Genomic DNA, 23,375 nt, shown 5'->3' with positions numbered 1-23,375 from the left:
ATTCCCAATTATTATATACAACTGTCCAGCTATAAATCAAGTAATAGTCTAATTATTGCCTATTTTTTCATCTTAGGGTCAAGCGTATCCCTTAATCCATCTCCTAATAGATTAAACCCTAATACAACAAGCATAATGGAGATCCCCGGAAAAATTACTGTCCAAGGAGCCAATTGAATATAATCTTTGGAATCAGCTAACATCGTTCCCCATTCAGGTGTTGGTGGAACTGCACCTAGTCCAAGAAAACCTAAGGCAGCCGTTTCAATGATCGCTGTTGCAATGCCTAATGTCCCCTGAACAATAATAGGAGTCATACTATTTGGTAACAAATGATGAAAAAGTATGCGACTATTTTTCATTCCAATTGCTTTTGCCGCTAAGATAAATTCTTCTTCTTTTAGACTTAACACTTTAGACCTTACAAGCCGACCATAAGTAGGGATATTAATAATGGCAATGGCAATCAAAGCATTGGTTAAAGATCTTCCCAAAACCGTTACAATCGCTATCGCTAATAAAATACTTGGAAAGGCCAACATGATATCGAAGATTCTAGAAATAATCATATCGATCCATTTTCCATAATACCCTGCAATAAGTCCGAGCATCGTACCAATCACAATCGAGCCAATTACCGATAAAAATCCGACTCTTAATGATATTTGCGCTCCATAGATGATTCTAGTAAATAAATCCCTTCCTAAATCATCCGTCCCAAAGAAATGCCCTTCAGATAGAGGAGGTAAAAAACGATTTTCTAGTACTGATTCCTTAAAGGAATAGGTAGTTAATAAAGGAGCAAAAATAGCTAAGAAAATAAAAAACAGAATGATTGTACCACCGATGAGTGCTGATTTTTGTTTAAATAATCTTCGAATAATTTCCAACCATAAGGACGGAATCTTTTGTTCTTGAGCATAAGGCTTTAGTGGCGTTTCTACTTCTGTTTGCATCGATTTCCCCTCCTTAACGGTATCTAATTCTTGGATCAATGGCTGAATATAGTAAATCGACGATCAGGTTAACAAGGACGAAAATAGTAGCAATGACTAAAATTCCTGATTGGATCACTGGATAATCCCGAACCGCAATCGCATCATAAAGATACTTTCCAATTCCAGGCCATGCAAAAATCGTTTCTGTTAAAACTGCACCACCTAAAAGTAAACCAGTTTGTAAACCAACGACAGTTAAAATAGGAATAAATGCATTTTTTAAAGCATGCTTATAGATTAAGAAGAATTGATGAACCCCTTTTGCCTTTGCTGTACGAATATAGTCTGAATTCATCACCTCTAACATACTCGAACGGGTCATTCTTGCAATAATGGCCATGGGAATTGTACCTAAAGCGATACTTGGTAAGATGAGATGTTTCAGCACTTCTTTTAATCCTTCAAAATCACCCGCTATTAATGTATCGATGAGATAAAAGTTGGTAATCGGTTGAACAGGATTTAGAATCCCGTCTCGACCAATAGAGGGCAACCAATTTAACTTTTGTGCAAATACCCATTGTTCCATTAAACCAAGCCAAAAGACCGGCATGGATACACCTAAAAGGGCAATAAGCATCGCGATATAATCAAACCATGAGTTTTGTTTCCAGGCTGCAATAATCCCTGCATTTACTCCAATCAAAATGGCAAATGCCATCGCAAAAAAGGTCAATTCTATCGTTGCAGCCAAATAAGGCCTAATCTCCTCAGATATCGCTACTTTCGTTTTGATGGAGGTTCCTAAATCCCCCTTGAATATTCCTACCATGTAGTTTTTGTATTGAACGATTAGTGGATCATTCAATCCTAATTCCTCTCTCATATTTTCTAGGACTTCAGGGGAAGCCTTCTCACCGAGAATGGTTTTGGCAGGATCACCGGGAATGAGATGGACAATAGAAAATACGAGTAAAGACATTCCAATCAAAACAGGAATCAACATTAATAAACGGCGAATTGTATAAGATACCAACTTCTTCCACCCCAATCTATGTTGAATAAGATAGGGTAGTATGTAGTCACACTACCCTTTAACCATAATTATTCAAAATGAACTTTTGTAAATTTATCTGAACCTGTAGGATGAGGATTAAAACCTACAATGTTCTTTTTACCAAGAAGTGGTGGTGTGGAGTGTACTAATGGTACCCATGGTGCATCATTATGAATGATTTCTTGCGCCTGTTTGTAAAGCTCTGTTCTTTCGTTCACATCACTGGATTGCTGTGCTTTAATTAAGATTTCATGTAACTGGTCATTTTTATAGAAGGAGATGTTACCAGCATCTGGCGCTTTAGCATTATCCTTATCTAAGAGAACATAAAGGAAATTATCTGGATCACCATTATCACCAGTCCAACCTAAAAGAGCCATCGAGTGTTCGCCCTTACCTGTTTTTTCAAGGTATGTTGCCCACTCTTCAGTGACTAAATTCGTTTTTACGCCAATTTTTTCAAATTCCGCTTGCATCGCTTCGGCTATTTTCTTTCCTTGTGGAATATATGGACGAGGAACAGGCATATACCATAGATCAGTTGTAAATCCATCTGGATATCCTGCTTCTGCTAATAATTTTTTCGCTTCATCTAAATTATAAGCATAGTCTTGAACTGCATCATTATATCCCCATAAAGAAGGTGGCATTGGATTTTTGGCTGGTTCAGCTAAACCGTTATAGAATGCATTGATCAAAGCTTGTTTGTTAACTGCCATACTTAATGCTTGACGAACTTTTACATTATCAAAAGGTGGTTTTTCAGTATTAAAGGCTAAATAACCAACGTTCATACTTGGGCGTAACCATACTTGTAAATCTGCATTTTTCTCCGCTAAGGTGACATCATCTGGATTAACCCCATCCATCATATCGATATCACCACTTTGTAAAGCCGTAAATCTTGCTTGATTATCAGGAATCGATTTGAAAATCAATTGATTTAATAATGGATAACCTTGTACCCAGTAATTCGGATTCTTTTCTAAGACTATTTTATCATTACGAATCCACTGTTTAAAAACAAACGGACCTGTACCTACAGGATTTTCACCAAATTTATCTCCATATTTTTTGATGGCGTCTGGAGAAGCAATTGCAAAAGCAGTCATCGCAATATTGTTTAAAAATGGACCTTGTGGTTTATTTAATTGAATTTCAACAGTATAAGGATCTTTGGCCACTACTTCTTTGATGACATGACCTTCATCCCCTTTATATCCACCGAACATGTAACCATAATAAGGGAAATCCCCTTGATGGTACGGATTTTCCTTATCCATCCAACGATTAAAGTTAAAGATGACGGCATCTGCATTAAAATCAGTACCATCATGGAATTTAACCCCTTGTTTTAAGTAAAAAGTCCAAGTTAAACCATCTTCAGAAGCCTCCCATTTTTCCGCTAAAGCAGGTTCAATTTCTGTATTTCCTTCCTTATAATCTACTAAGGTATCAAAAATATTTTTGGTTACGTTAAGTGATTCTCCATCTGTTACATTTGCAGGATCTAATGACACAGAATCTCCCCCACGTCCAAAAACCAAAGTAGATTGAACTTCTGCTTCTTGTTGTTCTTGATTTTCCTTTGGTGCAGTTGTTTCCTTACTACCACAACCAGCTAAAACGACTGACAATAAAACTAAAATAGCTAGTATAAAAGATAATCCCTTCTTCATTTTTCTATTAACCCCCTTATTTTCTTCATGGTTTTTCAAAAAAGCAAAACGATTTTATTTGATAAGTAAATCCTAGACCACTCCCTTCTTCTTTTTTGTAAATATAGTTAGGTACCAAGGTGAGAAGATTCACTATGTAAATGGCAAGCCACAAAATGTCCTTTTCCCACCTCAGCCCATTCAGGTATTTCGTTCTCACAAATCTCCATTTTGTACTTACATCGGGTATGAAATTTACACCCTGAAGGTGGGTTTGCAGGGCTTGGTACATCTCCACTTAATATAATTCTTTCTTTTTTTACGTCTGGATTTGGTTCAGGTACAGCAGATAACAAGGCTTGGGTATAGGGATGTAATGGTTGTTCATAAACTTCATCTTTTTCAGCCAACTCTACTAAACTACCTAAATACATCACGCCTACTCGATCAGCAATATGGCGAACAACACTTAAATCATGGGAAATAAAAATATAAGTTAAGGAAAATTCCTCTTGCAAATCTTCCATGAGATTTAGGATTTGTGCTTGAATGGAAACATCTAAGGCTGAAACTGGTTCATCTGCAATAATCAACTTTGGATTTACAGACAAGGCCCTTGCAATTCCTATTCGTTGTCTTTGCCCCCCACTAAATTGATGGGGATAACGTTTTGCCTGATCTTTATTTAGTCCTACCACTTCAAGCAATTCATATACTTTTGCTTTTCTTTCTTGCTCATTTCCTAATTGATGAACAAGTAAAGGTTCTTCTAAAATTCTCTGGATGGTATGCCTTGGATTTAACGAAGCAAAAGGGTCCTGAAACACCATTTGTAGATCCCTTCTCTTTTTTCTCATTTGTTCTTGATTTAAAGAGACTAAATCTTCCCCGTTAAATAAAATCTTTCCTGCTGTTGGTTCTACTAAACGTAATATGGATCGACCCGTAGTAGATTTCCCACAACCACTTTCGCCAACGAGTGCAAGGGTCTCCCCTTTATCTACCTGAAAAGTAATACCATCTACGGCTTTAACATAGCCTGTTGTTTTTTGGAACACACCGGTTTGAATCGGAAAATAGGTTTTTAAATTTTCTACTTGTAAAATGAACTCTGACATTATGCACCCTCCTCGTTCAGCAAATCCTTTTGTTCGTTTAACCAACATCTAGACTTGTGGTTCGTCCCGACATCTTTTAATTCGGGTACTTGATGAAGACATTGGTCAGTCGCATATTCGCAACGAGGAGCAAATGTACAACCGCTAGGCATCTCTTTAATACTTGGTACATTTCCAGGAATCGAGTAAAGCCTTTGTTTCGTTTCGTTTAATTGAGGAGTTGATTGAATCAGCCCTTTGGTATAAGGATGGTTTGGATAGTGAAAAATCGTTCGAACATCCGCCTCTTCAACAATTTTTCCTGCATACATTACGATCACACGATCACACATTTCTGCAACAACGCCTAGATCATGTGTAATCAGCAAAATAGAGGTATTGGAATCCTTTTTTAAATTTCTCATTAAATCTAAAATTTGCGCCTGGATCGTCACATCTAGTGCAGTTGTTGGTTCATCTGCAATCAAAATCGAAGGAGTACATGACATTGCCATGGCAATCATGACCCGTTGTCTCATTCCTCCAGACAATTGATGAGGGTATTCATTCATAATCTCTTCTGCTCTTGGAATTCCTACGCGTTTCAACATGTCAATTGCCTTTTTCTTTGCTTCTTTCTTCGAGAGGGAGGTATGTAAACGAATCGATTCTACCATTTGGTTGCCAATCGTAAAGACGGGGTTTAATGAAGTCATCGGTTCTTGAAAAATCATCGCTATTTCATTTCCCCGTAACTTTCTCATTTGTTTTTCTGATAGATTCGTCAACTCTTCTCCGTTATAAAGAATAGAACCTTCTACTTTCCCATTTGATTTTGGAATTAGTCCCATGATCGATAGGGAGGTTACACTTTTCCCACTTCCTGACTCCCCAACGATTCCTAATGTTTCACCAGGTTTAAGGGAAAACGATACGTCATTTACTGCTGAAAAAACGCCGTCTTCTGTATAAAAATTCGTTATTAATTGCTTTACTTGTAAAAGATATGATTCAGACACGTTTTCACCCACCTTCCAGCATAAAAAATATATAAATAATTCATTAAAATACAAACTAAACGTTATTTATGATAATTTAGAAAATTGTAAATACATGTTATTGATTATAGCATAACATCGTTAATAGGGGAAAGAAAAAAATGATCAAAGTAAGCTCGGTAGTCTTATCTTAATAGTATTGATTGAGATCCTACAAAATTAATCGGTCACTTTTGTAGTTTTTTACTGTGCTACACCCGTGAATGGCACCCCTTCACCTGAAATAATAGGATAAAAAGATTCAAACCCAGGAATCGGTTCAGCAGCTGGTGAAGAAGATGGTGCTGCTTCTCCTACATTTGGTTGAGTATTATTTGGAATACTTGGTGTACCAGGGATGATTTGAATTGGTGGTGGTGTAGTAGATTTACTTGGATCTGTACTGTTATAATTACTACCATCATAATAAAACTGTGGAACCTCACCAAAGATTTGTGTTTGGGCAATGGGAACAGAAGTTGCAATGGATGTAGCTTTCGTAACAAAAGGAATAACCACTTGTACCTCTGCCTTTATATTGATCACAACAGTCATGACCACCACGTTGATACCAGCATTTTGAAAATTAGTATCTGGAGTAACTTCTGCGTGGCCTATTGGTACAAGCGTGATTGGAATTTCTGGCCCAGCATTTGCAAATATTTTACTATTAAAAGCGGCTCCTAATTTAATCTTTTCTTCCATCTTTTCAAGATCGTTTAATGTATCTTCTACTCTGGCCGTTGCTTCACCCACGACCCTTGCAAATTCCCCATAATTAAATAGTGCAGCTCTTATTTTACCTTGATTGTCTGTTTCAAATTGAATGAGGTCATTGAAACTCGTATTTTGGGCAATTTTTTTAGAAATCGCATCGTTTAATGCGTTCGTCGCTATTTGTTTTACCCTTGCTTCAGCAATACTGATTAATATCGGTTGAAGTTGACCTTCTATATAGAAAAAGGATTGTACCATCATTCCTAAAAAGATAACAAAGCTGATGAAGATAAGTTGTCTTTTTTGAAGATTGATTTTCTTCATCTTCCATCTTCGTCTAGTTCCCCAACGTGGCATCTGTCCCCCTCCTCTCTATACATACATATTCGAAAAAAAAACTCCAATACATTTTCTTTCCCAAAAAAGGTTATGATTCTGTTAAAATAATAAAAGATGGAGAGGTGAAGGCAATGGCAATTGATTTTACATATCAAGGTGTTGAATATAAAACCTTAGTTGAATTAGCAAAAGCATTACCTTTAAATTCTGCCAAACTTGTACAATGGACAGAGGATGCGGATCGCTTTGCTGCTGAAGCTGGTTCTCTTTGTTATGAAAGTGAACCTCGATTAGGTATCGTTAATCATTGTCGAGATAGTGGTCATAATACGGTTTTGGAACATAATATCTTTAGTTTCGTTAAAAAAGTACCAATCTTTGTTGCAAGACAGGATATGCGTGCCCGTCATGCTACTTTTGATGAACGAAGCCTTCGTTATGTTCGGTTAAATAATGGAGGATTTGAGTATTACATTCCACCAGAGCTGAAAAAGCCTGGTCGGGAGCAGGAATTAGACCAATGGATTTATCATCATGAAAAAGCTTTTGAATTATATGGCCATTATACAGACGAAGAAATTATGGAAAACGAACGGGCTAGAGCTATCCTACCTTTAGGAATCGCCACTATGTATACCGATTCAAGAAATGCTGTAGGCTGGCGTCATCATGCGATAAAACGGTTATGTTTAAGAGCTCAAGATGAAATCCGTCTCTTGTATCGTTCCATTACTGATCAGTTGGTAGAAAAAGCTCCACGTTTGTTCGGTGACTTGGACATGCCTTGTTATATGAAACAAGGATGTAGTGAGGTTAAAACCTGTGGATTGATCGAACTCGATCCAAAAACAAGACGTGCTGTGGCCTATGAGAAGAAGTTACAGCGTGAGCATACAAAAGTTGAATTGAAATGAATAAAAACCTCCCAAATGATTTGGGAGGTTTTTATTCATTTATCTATTAGTCGCGCTCTTTTTCACCTTTTTTATGTTCTTCTCTTTCCTTTTTCTCTACCTTAACTTCTTTTACTTCTTTTTTATCGTCATCTTTATCTTCTTTTTCTTGTTTTTCTTTTTCAAGCTTGATTTCTGCTTTGATTTCCAATCCTTTTGGTGTTTCCTTTATTTTTAATTCATTTTTTTGAAGTTTCATACCTGTATTAACCGCTACTTTAGCTTTATCCTTACCTTCATTTACGCTATCATCTGTACTATTTTCAGTTGTCATATTAGAAGTTGTTTGAACTTGTTGGTTCATTTCACCAGTTGTAGCTTCTGTTTGGTTCTCTGTCGTTTGAGTGGTTGAATCTTCAGTATTTTCCTCTGAATCAGCAACTGGTTCAACATTTATCGTTAAACCGCGTTTTTTAAGATTTCCAGGATGTAAGCCTAATTCTTTGGCAACCAATCCAACCCCTTTTGTTGCAAGAAGATTCGTCACCTCTTCTACGGTTTTCCCTGAAAGATTGGAAATAGCCACCGTTAATGCTATCTTACCATATCCAACACCTTGCTCCTTCAAGGTAATCACAATTTCAGGATCTATATCCTTGACAACGGCTGCTGTGATTTTTGCATTTGTAATGGTTTCTTCCATTTGTTCAACTTGTTCTTCATCTAATTCTTCTGTTTCTTCTTGAACAGTAGTGTTTCCTTGCTCAGCCACCTGATCTATTTGTTCACTAGCTTCCGTTACATCCTTTCCATCTGCTTTTGCTTCTTCTAGCGTTGCTCCTGCTTTTACTAAAGCATCTTGGTATGCAGCTAATAAATCTGTAAGAAATTCACTCTTGTTCTCTTCACTGATCGCATCTAATTCAGCTAGACGTTCTGCTGAGATATCTGCATAAAGGGATGCCTTGAACTCTGGATCAAATGTAAAAGTAAGTTGAACATTTTCAAGTAATTTATCTAGGAAATAAAGTGTATCCTCAGGAGTTAACCCAGCATTTACTGTTGTTTCTGCTTGAGTGTTTGTCGTTGATTCTGTTGAAGTTCCTTGTTGATAAGTATCTGTTGTAACAGTTTGCTCCTGAACGATTTGTGTTTGCTCATCAATGCTATTAGTGGATTCAGCTGCACTTACTGCAGTAGGAATTACTAAGCTTGATGCTAATAATAAGGTTGCTAATTGTTTTTTCATCTATGATTTCTCCTTTCAAATCAAATCTTGTGATTTTCTTTTCGATATAATTGTTCGGAGAAATCTAAAATTATAAGTGGGTAGATAGAAACTTTTTTGGGAGAATCCCAGCAATATTTATTTCATATAATCGTTTCTAATTTGATTGATTAACCGCTACATTCATGCTTGTTTCTTTTCTTACTTTCACTCGGAACCAAGTTACTACCACAGCACCCATGAGCAAAAATCCTAAATAACCCATAACTGGGTATACGGTTCCTACTAGCTTTGAGAATCCTGCTAAACTAGAAATATAAGCTAGAATAATCTCCCACCTTATTACGAGCGAAATGTTTTACTAAATAGTGTTCTCTCCTCAATTTTTTCTCGATTTGGCTCATATCCAATGCCAGGTCGATCAGGAACAAATATGACACCATTTTCTACTGTCACTTCTGGATCAATAATATCTTCCTCCCAATATCGAGAAGATGCTGCTGTATCCCCAGGCATCGTAAAATTAGATAAGGTGGTAATTGCAATATTATGCGCTCTACCCACTCCTGCCTCTAACATACCTCCACACCATACAGGAATCCCATTTTTTTGACATAGGTCGTGGATTTTCTTTGCTTCGGTTAAACCGCCAACACGGCCAATTTTAATATTGATGATCTTACAACTGCCTAGTTTAATCGCTTTTCGAACATCTTCAGCCGAATGAATACTTTCATCAAGACAGATTGGGGTTTTTATCTTTGCTTGTAATTCTGCATGATCAATAATATCGTCATGGGCTAATGGTTGCTCGATCATCATCAGATTAAATTCGTCTAATTTAGCCAAATGATCCACATCAGCCAGTGTGTAAGCAGAATTAGCATCTGCCATTAACTGAATATCAGGGAACTTCTGCCGAATCGCTCTAATCACCTCAATATCCCAATTGGGCTTAATTTTTACTTTGATTCGTTTATATCCTTCATTGACATGTTGTTCAATCACTTGCAAAAGCTGGTCAATAGATTTCTGGATACCGATACTGATACCCACTTCGATCGTTTTCTTTTCCCCACCTAACGCTTTAGCCAATGGTATTCCCTTTTCTTTAGCATAAAGATCCCAGACTGCCCCCTCCAACGCAGATTTAGCCATATAATTTCCTTTAATATGTGCAAAACGTTCCGATACCTGATCAGGATGTGTGATGGGCTCTTTAAGTAGCAAAGGAATCAAAAAATCTTCCATGATATGCCAATTGGTTTTAACTGTTTCCTCTTTATAAAGAGGTTCAGTAAAAGCGACGGATTCTCCCCAGCCAGATAATCCATCTGTATTTTTTACTTCCACAAGAATAAACTCTTTATCTTGCTGAGTTCCAAAGCTTGTTGTAAAAGGTTTTTTCATCCTCATCTTCATATGTCTTAAAGTAATATATTTAATCTGCATCTTATTCACCCTTTCTTTTTAAAACATAGAAATGAACACCATCAAACTCTTCATTATTCATTTTTAGAAAATCGCAAACGATCCAACCTTGAGCGAAATAATGGGTAAAGATCAATCTTGTTTTCTGCCGCCATTCAATTGCTAACTCAATATCTTGGTGTTTTAATTCCTGAAATTTAGAAGGGATAGGAACAAATAAATATTCTTCTTCATTCTTTGTTATATCTATTTCATTAGGAACCGGAAATCCTTTATTATTCATTTTCCACTGGATAAGAGAACATTCTTTCTTAAATCCTGATTTATCGATCCTTTTACCCTTTTGTTTCTCTAATACATGGGAACTTTCCAACCACCACTCGACAAGAAAACGATCAGAAGCCAATCCACGGTTTAAGGGATCATTCATTTCTCCATAAGCGTTTCCTATGTAGGTGTTGGTAATTGCTCCTAATTTTCCAATATTTAAATTGGCATTTACACTTTCCAAGGGATCGTAAGTCCAAGTGATTAAACGATACCCCAATTTTAATGCTTCTTCCCGTTGAACTCTTTTTAATCGTTCTCCAATCTTTTGATGACGATAATCTGGATGAATAGCGAGCATATGAGAACATAGATAAACTTCCTTTCCATTAAACCCAGCAAAGCTATACTGGAACCCTACTAATTTCTCTTTGTGAAAAGCTCCAAGTACCAATCCACCATTCTTTACTGCTGTTAAAGTTTGGTGAGTAGGAACAATTTCTTTCATCCCCCAAACTAATTTTTCTAATTCTTGTACTTTTTCCAATTCTTCAAGATTCTTTAAAGAACGGGTCACAATAGTTGTTACTACAGGTGTTTGGCTCAATCCTTTCCTCCCCTTTCGAATGTATCAATTACAGCTTTTGCTAAAATCTCTGCACCTAAAAATATGGCTTGATGATTAAATGTCATATTAGGGTGATGTAACCCAGGTTCTAGATCACAGCCAACTCCCAGCATGGTCGCCTTAATCGCAGGACGTTCCAATGTATAAAAATGGAAGTCTTCGCCGCCGGGTGTTATGATCCCGTTTACTGTGTTTTCTGAACCTAATGTTTTTTTAATCGCCTCACTCATGATTCTTTTTGCCTCTTCATTGACTTCAGCAGCAGCAATTTTATTGGATGGCAATAGTTTTATTTTTGCTCCATACATCATTGCAATATTTTGAGCTAAACTCTCTATTTTTTGACAGAGCTCATCAAGAACTTGGTTGGTTTGCGCACGGATATCTAAAGCAAATTCAGCAAAATCCGGAATGATATTTACATTTTCCCCACCTGCGTTTAACCTTGTCATCTTTACTGTTGCAGGTACCATCGGGTCTGTATAAATGGAGTGTAGACCATGAATAAAGTGGGAGACCACATCAATTACATTCACTCCTAAGTGTGGTCTTGCACCATGAGCAGCCTTTCCACGAATTTCTCCTTTTACTAATAAAGCTGCTCCATTATATATGGCAGAAGTAGCTTTCCCAAATGGAAGCTCTTGAATAGGTCGGAGATGAACACCATATAAGTAATCCACATCATCGACTACACCTTTCTCAATCATTTTTAGAGCACCTGTTCCTTTTTCTTCAGCCGGTTGAAAAATAAGCTTAAACTTTCCTTTTGGTTGAAAACCAACAACTTTAAGAATTTCTAGTGCTCCTAATGCCATTGCCATATGGGCATCATGGCCACATGAATGATTGGCGCACCATTTTCCATCAACCTCTTGCCATAAAGCATCCATATCTGAACGAAGAGCAACAGTCAGCTTATGATCTGTATGTGTATTGTCCCAAATTCCTATCACTCCAGTTGTATCTTCAAACGTTATCGTTTCTAAACCTAATGCTTGTAATCTCTCTTTTAAAAATTGTGTCGTATTGACTTCCTGCCAACTCAGTTCTGGATGAGTATGTAAGTGTAGAAAATTCTCCATCATCTTTTCTTTTATATTTGCTCTTATATGATTAGAAAGTTCCATCATCTAACCTACCTCATTTATAAAATGTTTCTCCAACTATTAAAAACCAAACTTTTCTGAAAATAATGTTCATAGTGAACTACCCGCCACCTACGCTTTGCTTAGAGGTGGGGGCTTCTAAGGTAATCGCACCTAACGGTACGAAATTTACTTAGCTATCGAGCCTGTTCCATGCTCTATTTATGATTATACTAACAATCGCAATCCTTCACGCTTGATATTGATAGAAGCGTTCATCACAATGGAATATGCGCTCAGAAAGAGATAGAGACTCCTTTACTTGACCGCAACATGAACAAGTTTTGGATGATGGAAACCACTTGGCTGTCTTACCTTCTTCGCTATCGACGAATAAGCCATTCATGGAAAAATCTAATCCTTTCCGTTGACCACGTTGGTTGTGTAGGACTGTCTCGCCTTGCGGCTTTTGAACTTAGGAAATTCAACACGACCAGAGAAGAAGCTTTGGTATGCCTTCTGCAAATTCAGTTGAGCGTTTGCCAATGCAAGGCTATCGACTTCTTTGAGCCATGCAAACTCCTTTTTGTACTTGGCAGGAGTCGGGAATTTTTCTATATATTTCTTTATCACTTCAATGGGCGCACCACCCGTTGTGAGTAAGCAAAAGCTTCTCAACATCGTGATTCCATTCTACTTATATCATAGCAAAAAAAGACAACTTTAGGCTACGCCTAACCGAAATTCATCTCCTACTTTCACTGGTGCTGGCACACCTTCACGTTTAGAAGTGGGAGACTTCTTTCGGAGGGAAGTTAAAATTTAATTAAAATTTATAGTTAATAGTAAATGTGAAAACGTAACAAGTCAATTGTTTTGTTCCATTTTTTAAAAAGGATATTTATTCTCTATACAAATGAAATGCCAACCCAAAAGGATTGGCATTAAACTAGACTATTTCCGTTCATTAGTTAAGACAGGAGATGATTACTTTGGAACTTTCTTTGGATAAATCAATTTCATAGGGTGAATCGACTATTCCCTGATTTTTATCCTCTAATACTCTAATGATTGGTCTGTCCGGATATTTGGAATTTATATCAACGACGATACCAAGTTCTCCACTATTTAAAATGATATTCGTTCCAATCGGATAGATCGCTATTGTTTTTCTAAATAGTTCAAGCAAATCCCGATCAAAATCTACCCCTGCTTTTGAATATAAGAATTCCAAAGCTTCATGAGGGAGAATCGTATTTTTATAAGCTCTTTTAGAAACCAATGCATCATAAACATCTGCAATCGCAACAATTCTCGCATATTCGTGAATATCATCACCCGAAAGACCACGGGGATAACCGCCACCATTTATCCTCTCATGATGTTGATAGGCACAGTGTGCAGATAACAAAGGAATCCCAGGCTCTTTTCGTAGCAAATCAAAACCATACTCTGTGTGTGAGCGAATAAGAGCAAATTCTTCTTCTGTTAATGGTTCTTTTTTTTCTAAAACAGAAATAGGAACCTTTGTTTTCCCAATATCATGTAACATTGCACCAAGCCCTAATTCACTTAATTGTTGTTGGTTATATCCTTTTGCCATTCCCATTGATATGGAATAAATGGCTACCTGTAAGGAATGGGTATAAAGGTATAAATCTTTGATGTAGATTGAAGACAACATTAACATGGCTTGTTGATTCGCTTTCATGTCATCAAGCATATGATCCAAAACAGGCTTAAAGACCAATGTAAGGTTTCCCTTTGTCAATGGACGGTGAACTAATTTTTCCTTAAACATGTCTTGAAACGTATCTTTAATCGATTTTAGCGCTAATTCTCTGGTTTTATCAGATAAAACATCCTTTACTTCAATATCATCTGTTCTAGCATCATAAATATATAAAGAGTCTACTCCCAACTGTAATAATCGTTCTATCATTGATTGTGTTAATTCAACATCCTTTGCAATTAACACACCGCCAATATCATTTAGAATGGGTTTAGCTAATTTAACCCCTGGTTGGCATTTTGTTGTTGGAATTCGTCTCATCGTACGTTCCCCTTTTTAATGGTAAAAAAGTTATACTTTCATTCATTTCAAGATGAATGAGAATGTATATTACCTCTTTCTCTCTATTATAGATGCAAACACCCAAAAAAGGGAAGGAAAAACTACCATTAACTTTAATGGTAGTAGGATTCTTTAATGTAAAGTTGAATCATTCACCATTCTTGTTTTAAAATCAGAGCCGCCAACGCTTTCTTGAGCCATTTTTGCCTTTAGCATTTCGATCAAGTACATAGCAAACATCTGATATACCTCATGCTCTTCCATTTCCTGAATCACATGTAAAATATCATTTTTCTTATGATCCTCAAGCAAATTTAGGACTAATGCGACTGCATCTTCTTCATCTCCTGTTAAATGATTTCGGTATAACTCATATATTTCATTTACAAATTTCACGGGCATAACTCCTTTCACCATATCTTAGTATGCCACATTTACTAAAACGTTTATGCCTACCTTCATTTTATTTATTATAACGTTTTTTAGTGAACAATGACATGGTTTTAAACGCTTGAGAAAACTTTAGTAAATCGGATAAAACAATGCGATTCATCTCATCCTAATTTTAAGGAGGTGCTGAAAATGTTTCAAGTACAAATCAATAAAGAATACATTAATAGCTTATATTTTGATAAATTAAATATGGGTAAAAATCAGTTTATTACGCAAAGTGATCAATATGTCGGTTTATTATCTAATGATGAATTTGAATCCTTTATGAGAGAAAATAACTTAATCACTTACAAAGAACAATTAAAATTATATGAAAGTGGAGAAGTGGTTGGAAATTTTTATAAAAAGGATTGAATTTAATCTTGCCTTATCTTATTATAAATGATTGCAGGGTGCCAACACCCCTGTCGAAAAAAATTGGGTTTGAGGAGGATTTCCATTGAAATTGAATACGAAGAAAATGGCAATGATTAGTGCCATTGCCGCACTGTATGCTGTGTTAACCATTGCGATAGCACCTTTATCTTATGGTTGGATCCAATTTAGGGTAGCTGAAGCTTTAACAATCCTTCCCTTTTTCACTCCCCTTGCTATTCCAGGTTTAGCGATAGGAGTATTGATTGCCAATATCATCAGTCCGCTAGGGATAATTGACATGGTTGTAGGAACCTTGGCTACACTTATTGCAGCGATCATTACCTCAAAAATTAAAAATAAGTGGCTTGTTCCTTGGCCACCTATTCTAATTAATGCGATTTTTGTTGGATTAGAGTTAGGAATTGTTTTTAGCACTGAAATTAGTATTCCATTAGCGATGCTTTGGGTAGGGATTGGCGAATTAGGCGTTCTCTACTTATTAGGAATGCCTTTATTATTCATATTAGAAAGAAGGAAAGATTTATTTAGATAGGCCAAAGGTTTCATCCCAGTTTTGGGATGAAACCTTTTAATTAGATTTCATAAGGTCTAATAAGTTTGTTTCATCAAATTCCTTTAGCCCCTTTTCGTTAAAAATGTTTTTTAACTTATTTTCTTTAAGCTGATATAAATGATTAGGAGAGTTCTTTATCTACAATTGAATATGTGTTCGAAGATCTCTGGGACTTTAGCTTTTACTATAACTTGAGCATCATTAACGATCTGTTCAATAGTAGAATAAGTTTTGGCCACTGCCGCTGCGTACTGCCCCCATTTCCCCCCCAAAAATATTCAGCATAAACCAATGATGTACGTCCCACCCTACTATTTACAAAGGTAATTAAATGCTTCATAATTAACTTAGTCCTTTACTTTATCATTCTGCAAGATAAAGCCCTAAGTGCCGATTCCCATGTACACGGTCAAGATGCTTGGAACGGCTCTGTTTTATTGTATACAGGTACTTATTTATATACCTGATAACAACCTCGTAATCTATAGGTGGTATTTTAATCAAAAGAAATATTCATTCCATAGAATCCAATTAAAAAAATAATGATCACAACTAATATAATTGCAATGAATAAATGAAAAAAACTGAGTCGCCCATCTCCTTTTTTTATACTTTTTTTGCTATCCTTATCGAAAAACATTATTACTTACACTCCTTTAAATATTATTTTTTAAAACCAAAGTAGTATCTCTATTAAATCATAGAGACACTACTTTGAATTATCATTTATTTTTAATTAGTTACAAATGAAGAGGAAGCTGTATCTTGTTGAACATCTAAATTTAAATATTGAACAGCTGACCCTGCATCATTATTAAAAGTCCATTTCAAGTATGCTCTGGCGCTTTGATAGGAAGTTTCCTTTGCTCTTAAAATTACTGGACCAGTTACATCTGAAAAGCTACCAAAATAAACCTCTACTCTTGGTTGATATGCTTTTGAAATATAATCATATCCTCCATCAACAAATGTATAATCTGCTAAAAACGATGCATTTACTATTCCATTGCCACCATCAACTTTAACACCGTAATAATTACAATAACCACTGCCACATGATGCTGTACCGCCACTAACATCTTGTACAGAAAATTCACTATCTAATTCTGGACTTGGAATCGTAATATTAACCACATTTACAGAACCATCTGGATATACTGTTTTTGTACTCTGTACTTTAGTTCCATTAGCATCAGTTTTTAATATTGTATTTGTAATTCCTTTATCTTTCATTTTAACATTCATAGAATCCCAAATTTGCCCTTCTTTTAGTTTATTAATTAGGGAATTTTGAGTTTTCTCATCAACCCCCATTTCTGTGAGATTTTCTTTAATTTCCCTAATTTGTTCTTTCGTGATATTGTCTAATGAAGAAGCTGCGGATACTTGTCCGAAAATAGGGATCATTAATGATAAAATCAACACTAAAAATTTAATTAAAGCTTTCATTGATTTTCCCTCCAAATTTCAAATAAATTTTAAACCCGGGTTTATCATATGGAAGATAAATCTCTAAATATAAGATGAATCTTAAGTTTTCAACTTGACCTTAGGGCATACCTCCTTTTTTGGATTTGGCCCTACCCTACTATTTACAAAGGTAATTAAATACTTTATAACTGACTTAGTCCTTTACTTTATCATTCTGCAAGGTAAAGCCCTAAGAGCCGATTCCCATGTACACGGTCAAGATGCTTAGAACGGCTCTGTTTTATTGTATACAGGTACTTATTTATATACCTGATAACAACCTCGTAATCTATAACTCTAGCAAGTTGACTCTTTATCGAATGTTCATAATGTTTATATAAATTAACTTCACTAACATATTAACACATAAATTTCTAATTGTTTACATGTTTTAAAAAAAGTGTCTTAATAATTACTTAAAAATTAAGAAAATAATATTTTTACCCAATAATCAAATATCTTTTACTCAATTATTAATAAAGTTAAAATGTTGTATTATTTAGGAATTTTTGTATTTAGAAAAAATCATATAAATTCGAACAGATTTGAAGCAATTTTTTCATTTTCCCTATCTAAAATATGATGGTCTTACATAGTCAATATAAAAAAGGGGAAAAATGGAAATAAGAAATTTTCTTGGATATTGGTACAAAAATAAAAAAAAAGACGAAAAGAGTTAGGACTAACACAAGCTGATCTAGCAGAACCAGATTTTACAAGAGGTTTTATTAGTCAAATTGAAAACGGTTTAGTGGCAAAACGACCATATAAAACACTACAAATTCTTGCGAATAAACTTGCTATACCGATTGATTATTTATTAGATAAAGAATCAGAAATTTCTAGTAAACAATCGGTCATAGAGGAAATGAATCAGAACTAAAGTACAGGATACCTAGGATATTTGAATGAATTAAAGGGTACTCTTTTCAACCAGATGATAAGAGAAATAAGCGTATAGATTAAAATAAAGGTTTGCGTTAAGGAAGACCGGATTGTATCAAAAATGCCTACTACATCTAAAAAACCATGTATTCCGATCGCAATAAATATATTTTCCGTAATTAGAAAAATTAAAGACAACTAGATCGTAGGTCAATTTTTTTGGTAAATGAAGCAATACAAAAATGATATTATTTAGAATTAAGGCTAATATAATTGCATACGTAATATTTTGTAACCTCTTATTTAGATGTATCAATTTTTGTAAATAAATTCATATTAAAACCATTAATGTCACAAATACGTTAAAAAAGACAGAGTTGGTTCTCTCATACTATGTCTTTGATGTTGATGCTTACCCATCTTTTTGTGAAACTTTTAACGATTGCGGCTTGTTCCTTTAACTGGGTCGCCAATATATCGCGGATAAATTCAGGTAAGAAATATTGAATCTCTTTGCCTTCTTTAATTAAGGGGTACCCTCCACCAAACGTAAACATATCTAATGTACCCACAATATATTCTTGATCCTCAACCATTTCTTCGTTACCAACCCATACTTTTTTTACACGTTTATAAGGCTCTGCCAAAGGATCGATTTCTGCTTTTAAGCCAGAAAGACAAAGGGTTCCGATTTCTTTTCCTCTAAAACCAAAGCCTTTTAGCGGAAAATGTATAAATTCGTCTAATAAGGATTGCTCTAATGTCTGCATAATTTGTGAGCCAGTGAGTTTTACAATACAAGGATTGATCGGTGAGGGACAGATTTCATGAATTCTTTCTTTAGTTACTTTCCCTTTTTCTAATCCTTGTAAGATTTGGCCTGCATTCACTAAGCCAATTTCCGCATTTACCCAGCTTCTTACTCCATCAGCTAAGAGATTCCCTAAAGGAGACTCCATCTCCAAAAAAATCGGCAACGGTTCCTCTAAGATGGTTACAATCTGATTTAGTTCACTTTTGGCTTGCTCACGAAATGTCTTCACAACTTCAACGATTATTGGATCGTCTTGAAAAGATTCCATTTGAACCGTTTTTTCCTCAATATTTATGATTTTTCGTTCAGTAGAATCAAAATCTATGGTTAAATGGCCGATATAATCGCCAAAAATTCCAACCTGACAGATTAAAGGCTGACCCTCTTTCTGCAATCCATGTTCATAAAAACGATGGGTGTGTCCCCCAATAATCACATCGATTACGGGGATTTCTTCTGCGATTTGTTCATCTGCCCGTATTCCTAAATGTGATAAAAAGATAATGAGATCGACTTCATGTCTAATTTGTTCTACTATATTTTGAATGAAAGGCATAGGTTCTAATACCTCCCAGCCCTGTAAGCGATAAAAGGTTTCATAGGGCGCTGTCGCACCAATCCACCCTATTTTTATACCATCTACCTCTTGAATCCAATAGTCTTTGACCCAATTTGGTTTCTGTTTTGTTACTATATCGATTAAATTGCATACGACAATGTTGAAATTTCGTTCTTGGTAGGCTTTTTCTAGATTTCCCTTCGTAAAAGTCAACCCTTCATTATTGCCAATCGTTACTACCTCAACACCTGTTTGGTTCAAAATTTCTACATTGACTCTGCCAAAGGTTCCTTCTGTCTCAAGCTTCATTCGATCCATATGATCGCCTATATCGACAACAATAACCCGTTCACCTTGTTCTGCAGCTTCCTTCCTCACTTGTTGAATATAGCTAGAAATCTTTGGCATATTTTCAAAACGACTATGCAAATCATTGGTATGAATAATATGAATTCGTAGATTCAAGGTCAAAACAAACACCACCGTTTCTACATACTACAATCCCTTATAGATCATTTGGATCGCTATAAGCAAAATAAAAATTCGAAAGGCTAGAATTAAGGATTGACTACTTAACTTTGTAGCAAAATAAGATCCTAACTTTCCACCTAAATAAGCACCTGGGGCAATGGCCAATACATAAGAATAGATCACATTCCCTAATAAAATGTGAGAAATACTACCAATAGATGCGGATAATAAAATGATAAACATAGAGGTCGCAGTCGCGACATGGGGTGGAAAGCGAAATAGTAGAACCATCATCGGTACCAAGATGATTCCACCGCCAATTCCGAATAATCCAGCTAGCAATCCAGCAAAAGCTGGAATAAGAAAACCAACAGTTCTATTATATCCATATTCATGTCGATTGCCTTTAAGGTCTATATATTCTCGGTTAACAGTCCATTTCACTTGTTTGGGTTTCATCTTTTTTTGTTTAGCTAGTAGGTAGGTGATCAATACCATCAATAAACCAAACAAAATATAAAATGACTTGATTGGCAACGATTCGTTGATCATCGCTCCAATGACCGAAGCTGGACCACTAGCCATAAAAAAAGTTAACCCACTATTTATATCTACTCTTTTTCCTTTAATATTGTATAATGTAGAAGAGATGGCCGTAAAAATCATGACCATTAGCGAAATGCCTACAGCATTTTGGGATCTGATCGCCGGATCAAATAAATTTAAGGAATTAAGGAAAAGCAATGAAGGCACAACGATTATTCCCCCACCGACTCCAAATAAACTGCCAAAGGTTCCAGCAATCAGTCCGATTAAAAAAAGAGCCATATATTCCATGACGATTCACACCTATCTAATTATCGCTTAGATCAAGCAATGATTTTAACAAGATTTTACCATATTATTACGTGGTTGCCTATTTGGAGGCTTACTAAAATGATATCTATTTTAAAAGAAACGATTGATCAATTTATTAGTTATGCAAGAGAACAAGAACCCAATGAAGCTTGCGGAATCCTCATTTCTTCATTGAATCAAGAACTGATCGATACCTTTATTCCAATTCCTAATACCACTAATCAACGTGACCGTTTTGAATTTGATGCTAAGGTTTTTATTCCTACGTTATATCAAATAGAAGAAAAACAATGGTGCTGGCATGGAGTGATTCACTCCCACCCTACCTCCAGTGCTTACCCCTCTTCTATTGACCTTCATAACTGGTACTATCCGGAGAAAAGCTATTGGATCTATTCACTAAGGGACAATCGTCTTAACATATTCTATATAGACAAGCATAAGGTAAGGCAACACGATTATATAATTATAAACAAACCATGGCAACGAAAATAAATGGAAGGAGGGTGATGAGAAATGAACAACGAAGAAAAATTATTTGAGCTAATGACACAAATGTATAGCGAAATGCAAAAAAGGTTTACACAGGTTTATAGCGAAATGCAAAAAGGATTTACACAGGTTTATAGCGAAATGCAAAAAGGGTTTACAGATTTAGGGGATAGGATAGATAAAGTAGAAAATAGGTTAGACGGGGTTGAAAGCAGGTTAAATAAGGTTGAAAGTAGGTTAGATAAGGTTGAAAGTAGGTTAGATAGAGTAGAAAAAACTGTTGTTCATATTGAAAACGACCATGGTCAGAAATTATCAGCCTTATTTGATGGATACAAACAAAATTCAGATAAACTGGATAGAATAGAAACAGAAGTATCCAAACATGAAGAAATCATATTAAGAAGAGTGAGATAACCAACTTCTATACTAGAGATCATTGATCAATAGAAGAAAATTCACCCTGAACGCAAGTGCAAATATAAAATACGTGTCCGAAAGACTAGGACACTCAAGTGTCAAAGTCACAGCGGACACGTATCTACATGTTACCAAAGGATTAACCAATACTTCCTTCCATTTCGAACTTGATCAAACGGTTCATTTCTACCGCATATTCCATTGGTAACTCTTTTGTAAATGGTTCAATGAATCCCATAATGATCATTTGAGTCGCATCCTCTTCGGAAATTCCTCGACTCATGAGATAAAATAATTGTTCCTCACTTACCTTACTTACTGTTGCTTCATGTTCTAATGTAACGTTATCGTTAAGAACTTCATTAAATGGAATCGTATCTGAGGTAGATAATTCGTCTAGAATTAAGGTATCACATTTTATATTAGATTTTGAACCTTGAGAATTGCGACCAAAGCTTGCCAACCCACGATAGGTTGCTTTTCCACCATGCTTACTAATTGATTTAGAAACAATGGTAGAAGTACAATCAGGAGCTAGGTGAATCACTTTTGCACCCGCATCTTGGTGTTGACCTTTTCCTGCCATTGCAATTGATAAAATCATTGCCTTTGCTCTAGGTCCTTTCATTATAACTGCTGGATACTTCATCGTTAATCTACTACCAATATTTCCATCTACCCATTCAACAGTCGCATCTTCCTCAGCAACCGCACGTTTTGTTACTAAGTTGTAGATGTTAGGCGCCCAGTTTTGAATGGTGGAATAGCGTACATAGGCACCTTTCTTAGCAATAATTTCAACGACTGCACTATGAAGAGACTCTGTACTATAGACAGGAGCGGTACACCCCTCTACATAATGAACAGATGCTCCCTCATCCGCAATAATCAGTGTTCTTTCAAATTGACCCATTTTTTCTGAATTAATACGGAAATAAGCTTGAAGAGGAATGTCTAATTTTACCCCTTTTGGTACATAAATAAAACTACCACCAGACCATACAGCACTATTTAATGCAGCGAATTTGTTATCAGAGGGTGGAACCACAGTACCAAAATATTCTTTGAAGATTTCAGGATGTTCACGAAGAGCAGAATCTGTATCCATAAAAATAACACCTAAATCCTCTAAATCCTTGCGCATGTTATGATACACGACTTCAGATTCATACTGGGCTGAAACCCCTGCTAGCCATTTTTGTTCTGCTTCAGGAATCCCTAATTTATCAAAGGTATTCTTAATCTCTCCTGGAACTTCCTCCCATGTTTTTTCCGCTCTTTCAGATGGCCTAACATAGTAAGTTATCTCATCAAAATTAAGTTCGCTCAAATCCCCTCCCCATTTTGGCATCGGGAATTGATTAAATTTTTCTAGGGATTTCAATCTGAACTCAAGCATCCATTCAGGCTCACCTTTTATGCGAGAAATTTCTTCTACGACTTTTCGAGTAAGCCCTTTTTCCGTACGAAAAATCGATACGTCTTTATCTCTAAACCCATATTGGTATTCTTCATTGATTTCTGGAGCTTTTTTTGCCATGCTTAAAGCCTCCTTTTTTAATAGATAAAG

At 35.8% G+C, this 23,375-nt stretch carries 21 protein-coding genes and 2 pseudogenes; 6 read left to right on the top strand and 17 right to left on the bottom strand.

The window, feature by feature from the left end; genetic code table 11:
- Positions 1-59: 59 nt before the first annotated feature.
- From BEN26_RS01360 to yunB, 6 genes are all read right to left on the bottom strand, one after another.
- Positions 60-956 (bottom strand): ABC transporter permease, encoded by an 897-nt coding sequence (locus tag BEN26_RS01360; protein WP_068725662.1) that lies wholly within the window; start codon positions 954-956, stop codon positions 60-62.
- Between the two features lie 13 nt (positions 957-969).
- Positions 970-1,974 (bottom strand): ABC transporter permease, encoded by a 1,005-nt coding sequence (locus BEN26_RS01355; RefSeq protein ID WP_068725665.1) that lies wholly within the window; start codon positions 1,972-1,974, stop codon positions 970-972.
- Between the two features lie 68 nt (positions 1,975-2,042).
- Complete coding sequence (locus tag BEN26_RS01350; protein WP_069800604.1) at positions 2,043-3,674, bottom strand: ABC transporter substrate-binding protein; 1,632 nt, start codon at positions 3,672-3,674, stop codon at positions 2,043-2,045.
- A gap of 107 nt (positions 3,675-3,781) precedes the next feature.
- Complete coding sequence (locus tag BEN26_RS01345; RefSeq protein ID WP_069800606.1) at positions 3,782-4,771, bottom strand: ABC transporter ATP-binding protein; 990 nt, start codon at positions 4,769-4,771, stop codon at positions 3,782-3,784.
- Positions 4,771-5,769 carry an ABC transporter ATP-binding protein gene (locus BEN26_RS01340; protein ID WP_069800608.1) on the bottom strand — a complete coding sequence of 333 codons (999 nt, stop codon included), beginning with the start codon at positions 5,767-5,769 and terminating at the stop codon, positions 4,771-4,773. The genes BEN26_RS01345 and BEN26_RS01340 overlap by 1 nt, the downstream gene beginning before the upstream one ends.
- Before the next feature lie 222 nt (positions 5,770-5,991).
- Positions 5,992-6,861, bottom strand: coding sequence for a sporulation protein YunB (yunB, locus tag BEN26_RS01335; protein ID WP_069800610.1), 870 nt, complete (start codon positions 6,859-6,861; stop codon positions 5,992-5,994).
- Positions 6,862-6,974: 113 nt separating this feature from the next.
- Between yunB and thyX the strand changes: the two genes are divergently transcribed.
- Positions 6,975-7,757: an FAD-dependent thymidylate synthase gene (thyX, locus tag BEN26_RS01330; protein ID WP_069800612.1), complete on the top strand. Its 783-nt coding sequence runs from the start codon at positions 6,975-6,977 to the stop codon at positions 7,755-7,757.
- 46 nt (positions 7,758-7,803) lie between these two features.
- Here the strand turns inward: thyX and BEN26_RS01325 are convergent, their stop codons facing one another.
- The 7 genes and pseudogenes from BEN26_RS01325 to BEN26_RS01295 form a co-directional block, all read right to left on the bottom strand.
- Positions 7,804-8,985 carry a DUF5667 domain-containing protein gene (locus BEN26_RS01325; protein WP_069800614.1) on the bottom strand — a complete coding sequence of 394 codons (1,182 nt, stop codon included), beginning with the start codon at positions 8,983-8,985 and terminating at the stop codon, positions 7,804-7,806.
- A 321-nt stretch (positions 8,986-9,306) separates the two neighbouring features.
- A complete protein-coding gene (gene menC, locus BEN26_RS01320; protein ID WP_069800616.1) occupies positions 9,307-10,416 on the bottom strand; it encodes an o-succinylbenzoate synthase in 1,110 nt (369 codons plus the stop codon).
- Between the two features lies 1 nt (position 10,417).
- Positions 10,418-11,269 carry a GNAT family N-acetyltransferase gene (locus BEN26_RS01315; protein WP_255421832.1) on the bottom strand — a complete coding sequence of 284 codons (852 nt, stop codon included), beginning with the start codon at positions 11,267-11,269 and terminating at the stop codon, positions 10,418-10,420.
- Entirely contained in the window at positions 11,266-12,423 is a 1,158-nt protein-coding gene (locus BEN26_RS01310) for a M20 peptidase aminoacylase family protein (RefSeq protein ID WP_069800619.1), read from the bottom strand. Before BEN26_RS01310 ends, BEN26_RS01315 begins: the two co-directional genes overlap by 4 nt.
- 378 nt (positions 12,424-12,801) lie before the next feature.
- A pseudogene (locus BEN26_RS14230) lies at positions 12,802-13,059 on the bottom strand (hypothetical protein); the annotation flags it as partial.
- 286 nt (positions 13,060-13,345) lie between these two features.
- Entirely contained in the window at positions 13,346-14,431 is a 1,086-nt protein-coding gene (locus BEN26_RS01300; protein WP_069800624.1) for an HD-GYP domain-containing protein, read from the bottom strand.
- Positions 14,432-14,584: 153 nt separating this feature from the next.
- Complete coding sequence (locus BEN26_RS01295) at positions 14,585-14,848, bottom strand: DUF6154 family protein (RefSeq protein WP_068725680.1); 264 nt, start codon at positions 14,846-14,848, stop codon at positions 14,585-14,587.
- Positions 14,849-15,034: 186 nt separating this feature from the next.
- On the opposite strand from BEN26_RS01295, the gene BEN26_RS01290 reads away from it, so the two are divergent.
- Positions 15,035-15,259, top strand: coding sequence for a hypothetical protein (locus BEN26_RS01290; protein WP_068725682.1), 225 nt, complete (start codon positions 15,035-15,037; stop codon positions 15,257-15,259).
- Positions 15,260-15,344: 85 nt separating this feature from the next.
- Positions 15,345-15,815, top strand: a complete 471-nt coding sequence (locus BEN26_RS01285; RefSeq protein ID WP_153012037.1) for a QueT transporter family protein — start codon at positions 15,345-15,347, stop codon at positions 15,813-15,815.
- Positions 15,816-16,568: 753 nt separating this feature from the next.
- Here the strand turns inward: BEN26_RS01285 and BEN26_RS01280 are convergent.
- Positions 16,569-17,285: a hypothetical protein gene (locus tag BEN26_RS01280; protein ID WP_068725685.1), complete on the bottom strand. Its 717-nt coding sequence runs from the start codon at positions 17,283-17,285 to the stop codon at positions 16,569-16,571.
- Between the two features lie 691 nt (positions 17,286-17,976).
- On the opposite strand from BEN26_RS01280, the pseudogene BEN26_RS01275 reads away from it, so the two are divergent.
- Positions 17,977-18,189 (top strand): annotated as a pseudogene (locus tag BEN26_RS01275) (helix-turn-helix domain-containing protein); the annotation flags it as partial.
- Between the two features lie 388 nt (positions 18,190-18,577).
- Here BEN26_RS01275 and BEN26_RS01270 read toward each other — a convergent pair.
- Together BEN26_RS01270 and BEN26_RS01265 are read right to left on the bottom strand one after the other, a co-directional pair.
- Positions 18,578-20,035 carry a bifunctional metallophosphatase/5'-nucleotidase gene (locus tag BEN26_RS01270; RefSeq protein WP_069800626.1) on the bottom strand — a complete coding sequence of 486 codons (1,458 nt, stop codon included), beginning with the start codon at positions 20,033-20,035 and terminating at the stop codon, positions 18,578-18,580.
- 24 nt (positions 20,036-20,059) lie between these two features.
- On the bottom strand, positions 20,060-20,872 hold the full coding sequence (locus tag BEN26_RS01265; RefSeq protein WP_069800628.1) for a sulfite exporter TauE/SafE family protein: 813 nt from the start codon (positions 20,870-20,872) through the stop codon (positions 20,060-20,062).
- 99 nt (positions 20,873-20,971) lie between these two features.
- Between BEN26_RS01265 and BEN26_RS01260 the strand changes: the two genes are divergently transcribed.
- The gene (locus BEN26_RS01260; RefSeq protein WP_069800630.1) at positions 20,972-21,388 is read left to right on the top strand and encodes a M67 family metallopeptidase; all 417 of its coding nucleotides are present in this window, start codon (positions 20,972-20,974) and stop codon (positions 21,386-21,388) included.
- Positions 21,389-21,409: 21 nt separating this feature from the next.
- Positions 21,410-21,802 carry a hypothetical protein gene (locus BEN26_RS01255; RefSeq protein ID WP_181482156.1) on the top strand — a complete coding sequence of 131 codons (393 nt, stop codon included), beginning with the start codon at positions 21,410-21,412 and terminating at the stop codon, positions 21,800-21,802.
- 142 nt (positions 21,803-21,944) lie between these two features.
- On the opposite strand, the gene sufB is transcribed toward BEN26_RS01255, so the two are convergent.
- On the bottom strand, positions 21,945-23,345 hold the full coding sequence (gene sufB, locus BEN26_RS01250; protein WP_068725700.1) for a Fe-S cluster assembly protein SufB: 1,401 nt from the start codon (positions 23,343-23,345) through the stop codon (positions 21,945-21,947).
- Between the last annotated feature and the right edge of the window lie 30 nt (positions 23,346-23,375).

This window comes from Tepidibacillus sp. HK-1, from assembly GCF_001748485.2.
GTDB lineage: Bacteria > Bacillota > Bacilli > Tepidibacillales > Tepidibacillaceae > Tepidibacillus_B > Tepidibacillus_B infernus.
This window is presented reverse-complemented; position numbering and strand designations above follow the sequence as displayed.

Excerpts from the sequence above, each read along its gene's own strand:
- BEN26_RS01280 (WP_068725685.1), bottom strand. The coding sequence starts at position 17,285 with ATGAAAGCTTTAATTAAATTTTTAGTGTTGATTTTATCATTAATGATC.
- BEN26_RS01260 (WP_069800630.1), top strand. The coding sequence starts at position 20,972 with ATGATATCTATTTTAAAAGAAACGATTGATCAATTTATTAGTTATGCA.
- BEN26_RS01290 (WP_068725682.1), top strand. The coding sequence starts at position 15,035 with ATGTTTCAAGTACAAATCAATAAAGAATACATTAATAGCTTATATTTT.
- BEN26_RS01255 (WP_181482156.1), top strand. The coding sequence starts at position 21,410 with ATGAACAACGAAGAAAAATTATTTGAGCTAATGACACAAATGTATAGC.
- BEN26_RS01310 (WP_069800619.1), bottom strand. The coding sequence starts at position 12,423 with ATGATGGAACTTTCTAATCATATAAGAGCAAATATAAAAGAAAAGATG.
- BEN26_RS01350 (WP_069800604.1), bottom strand. The coding sequence starts at position 3,674 with ATGAAGAAGGGATTATCTTTTATACTAGCTATTTTAGTTTTATTGTCA.
- yunB (WP_069800610.1), bottom strand. The coding sequence starts at position 6,861 with ATGCCACGTTGGGGAACTAGACGAAGATGGAAGATGAAGAAAATCAAT.
- BEN26_RS01360 (WP_068725662.1), bottom strand. The coding sequence starts at position 956 with ATGCAAACAGAAGTAGAAACGCCACTAAAGCCTTATGCTCAAGAACAA.
- sufB (WP_068725700.1), bottom strand. The coding sequence starts at position 23,345 with ATGGCAAAAAAAGCTCCAGAAATCAATGAAGAATACCAATATGGGTTT.
- thyX (WP_069800612.1), top strand. The coding sequence starts at position 6,975 with ATGGCAATTGATTTTACATATCAAGGTGTTGAATATAAAACCTTAGTT.
- BEN26_RS01300 (WP_069800624.1), bottom strand. The coding sequence starts at position 14,431 with ATGAGACGAATTCCAACAACAAAATGCCAACCAGGGGTTAAATTAGCT.
- BEN26_RS01345 (WP_069800606.1), bottom strand. The coding sequence starts at position 4,771 with ATGTCAGAGTTCATTTTACAAGTAGAAAATTTAAAAACCTATTTTCCG.
- BEN26_RS01325 (WP_069800614.1), bottom strand. The coding sequence starts at position 8,985 with ATGAAAAAACAATTAGCAACCTTATTATTAGCATCAAGCTTAGTAATT.
- BEN26_RS01265 (WP_069800628.1), bottom strand. The coding sequence starts at position 20,872 with ATGGAATATATGGCTCTTTTTTTAATCGGACTGATTGCTGGAACCTTT.
- menC (WP_069800616.1), bottom strand. The coding sequence starts at position 10,416 with ATGCAGATTAAATATATTACTTTAAGACATATGAAGATGAGGATGAAA.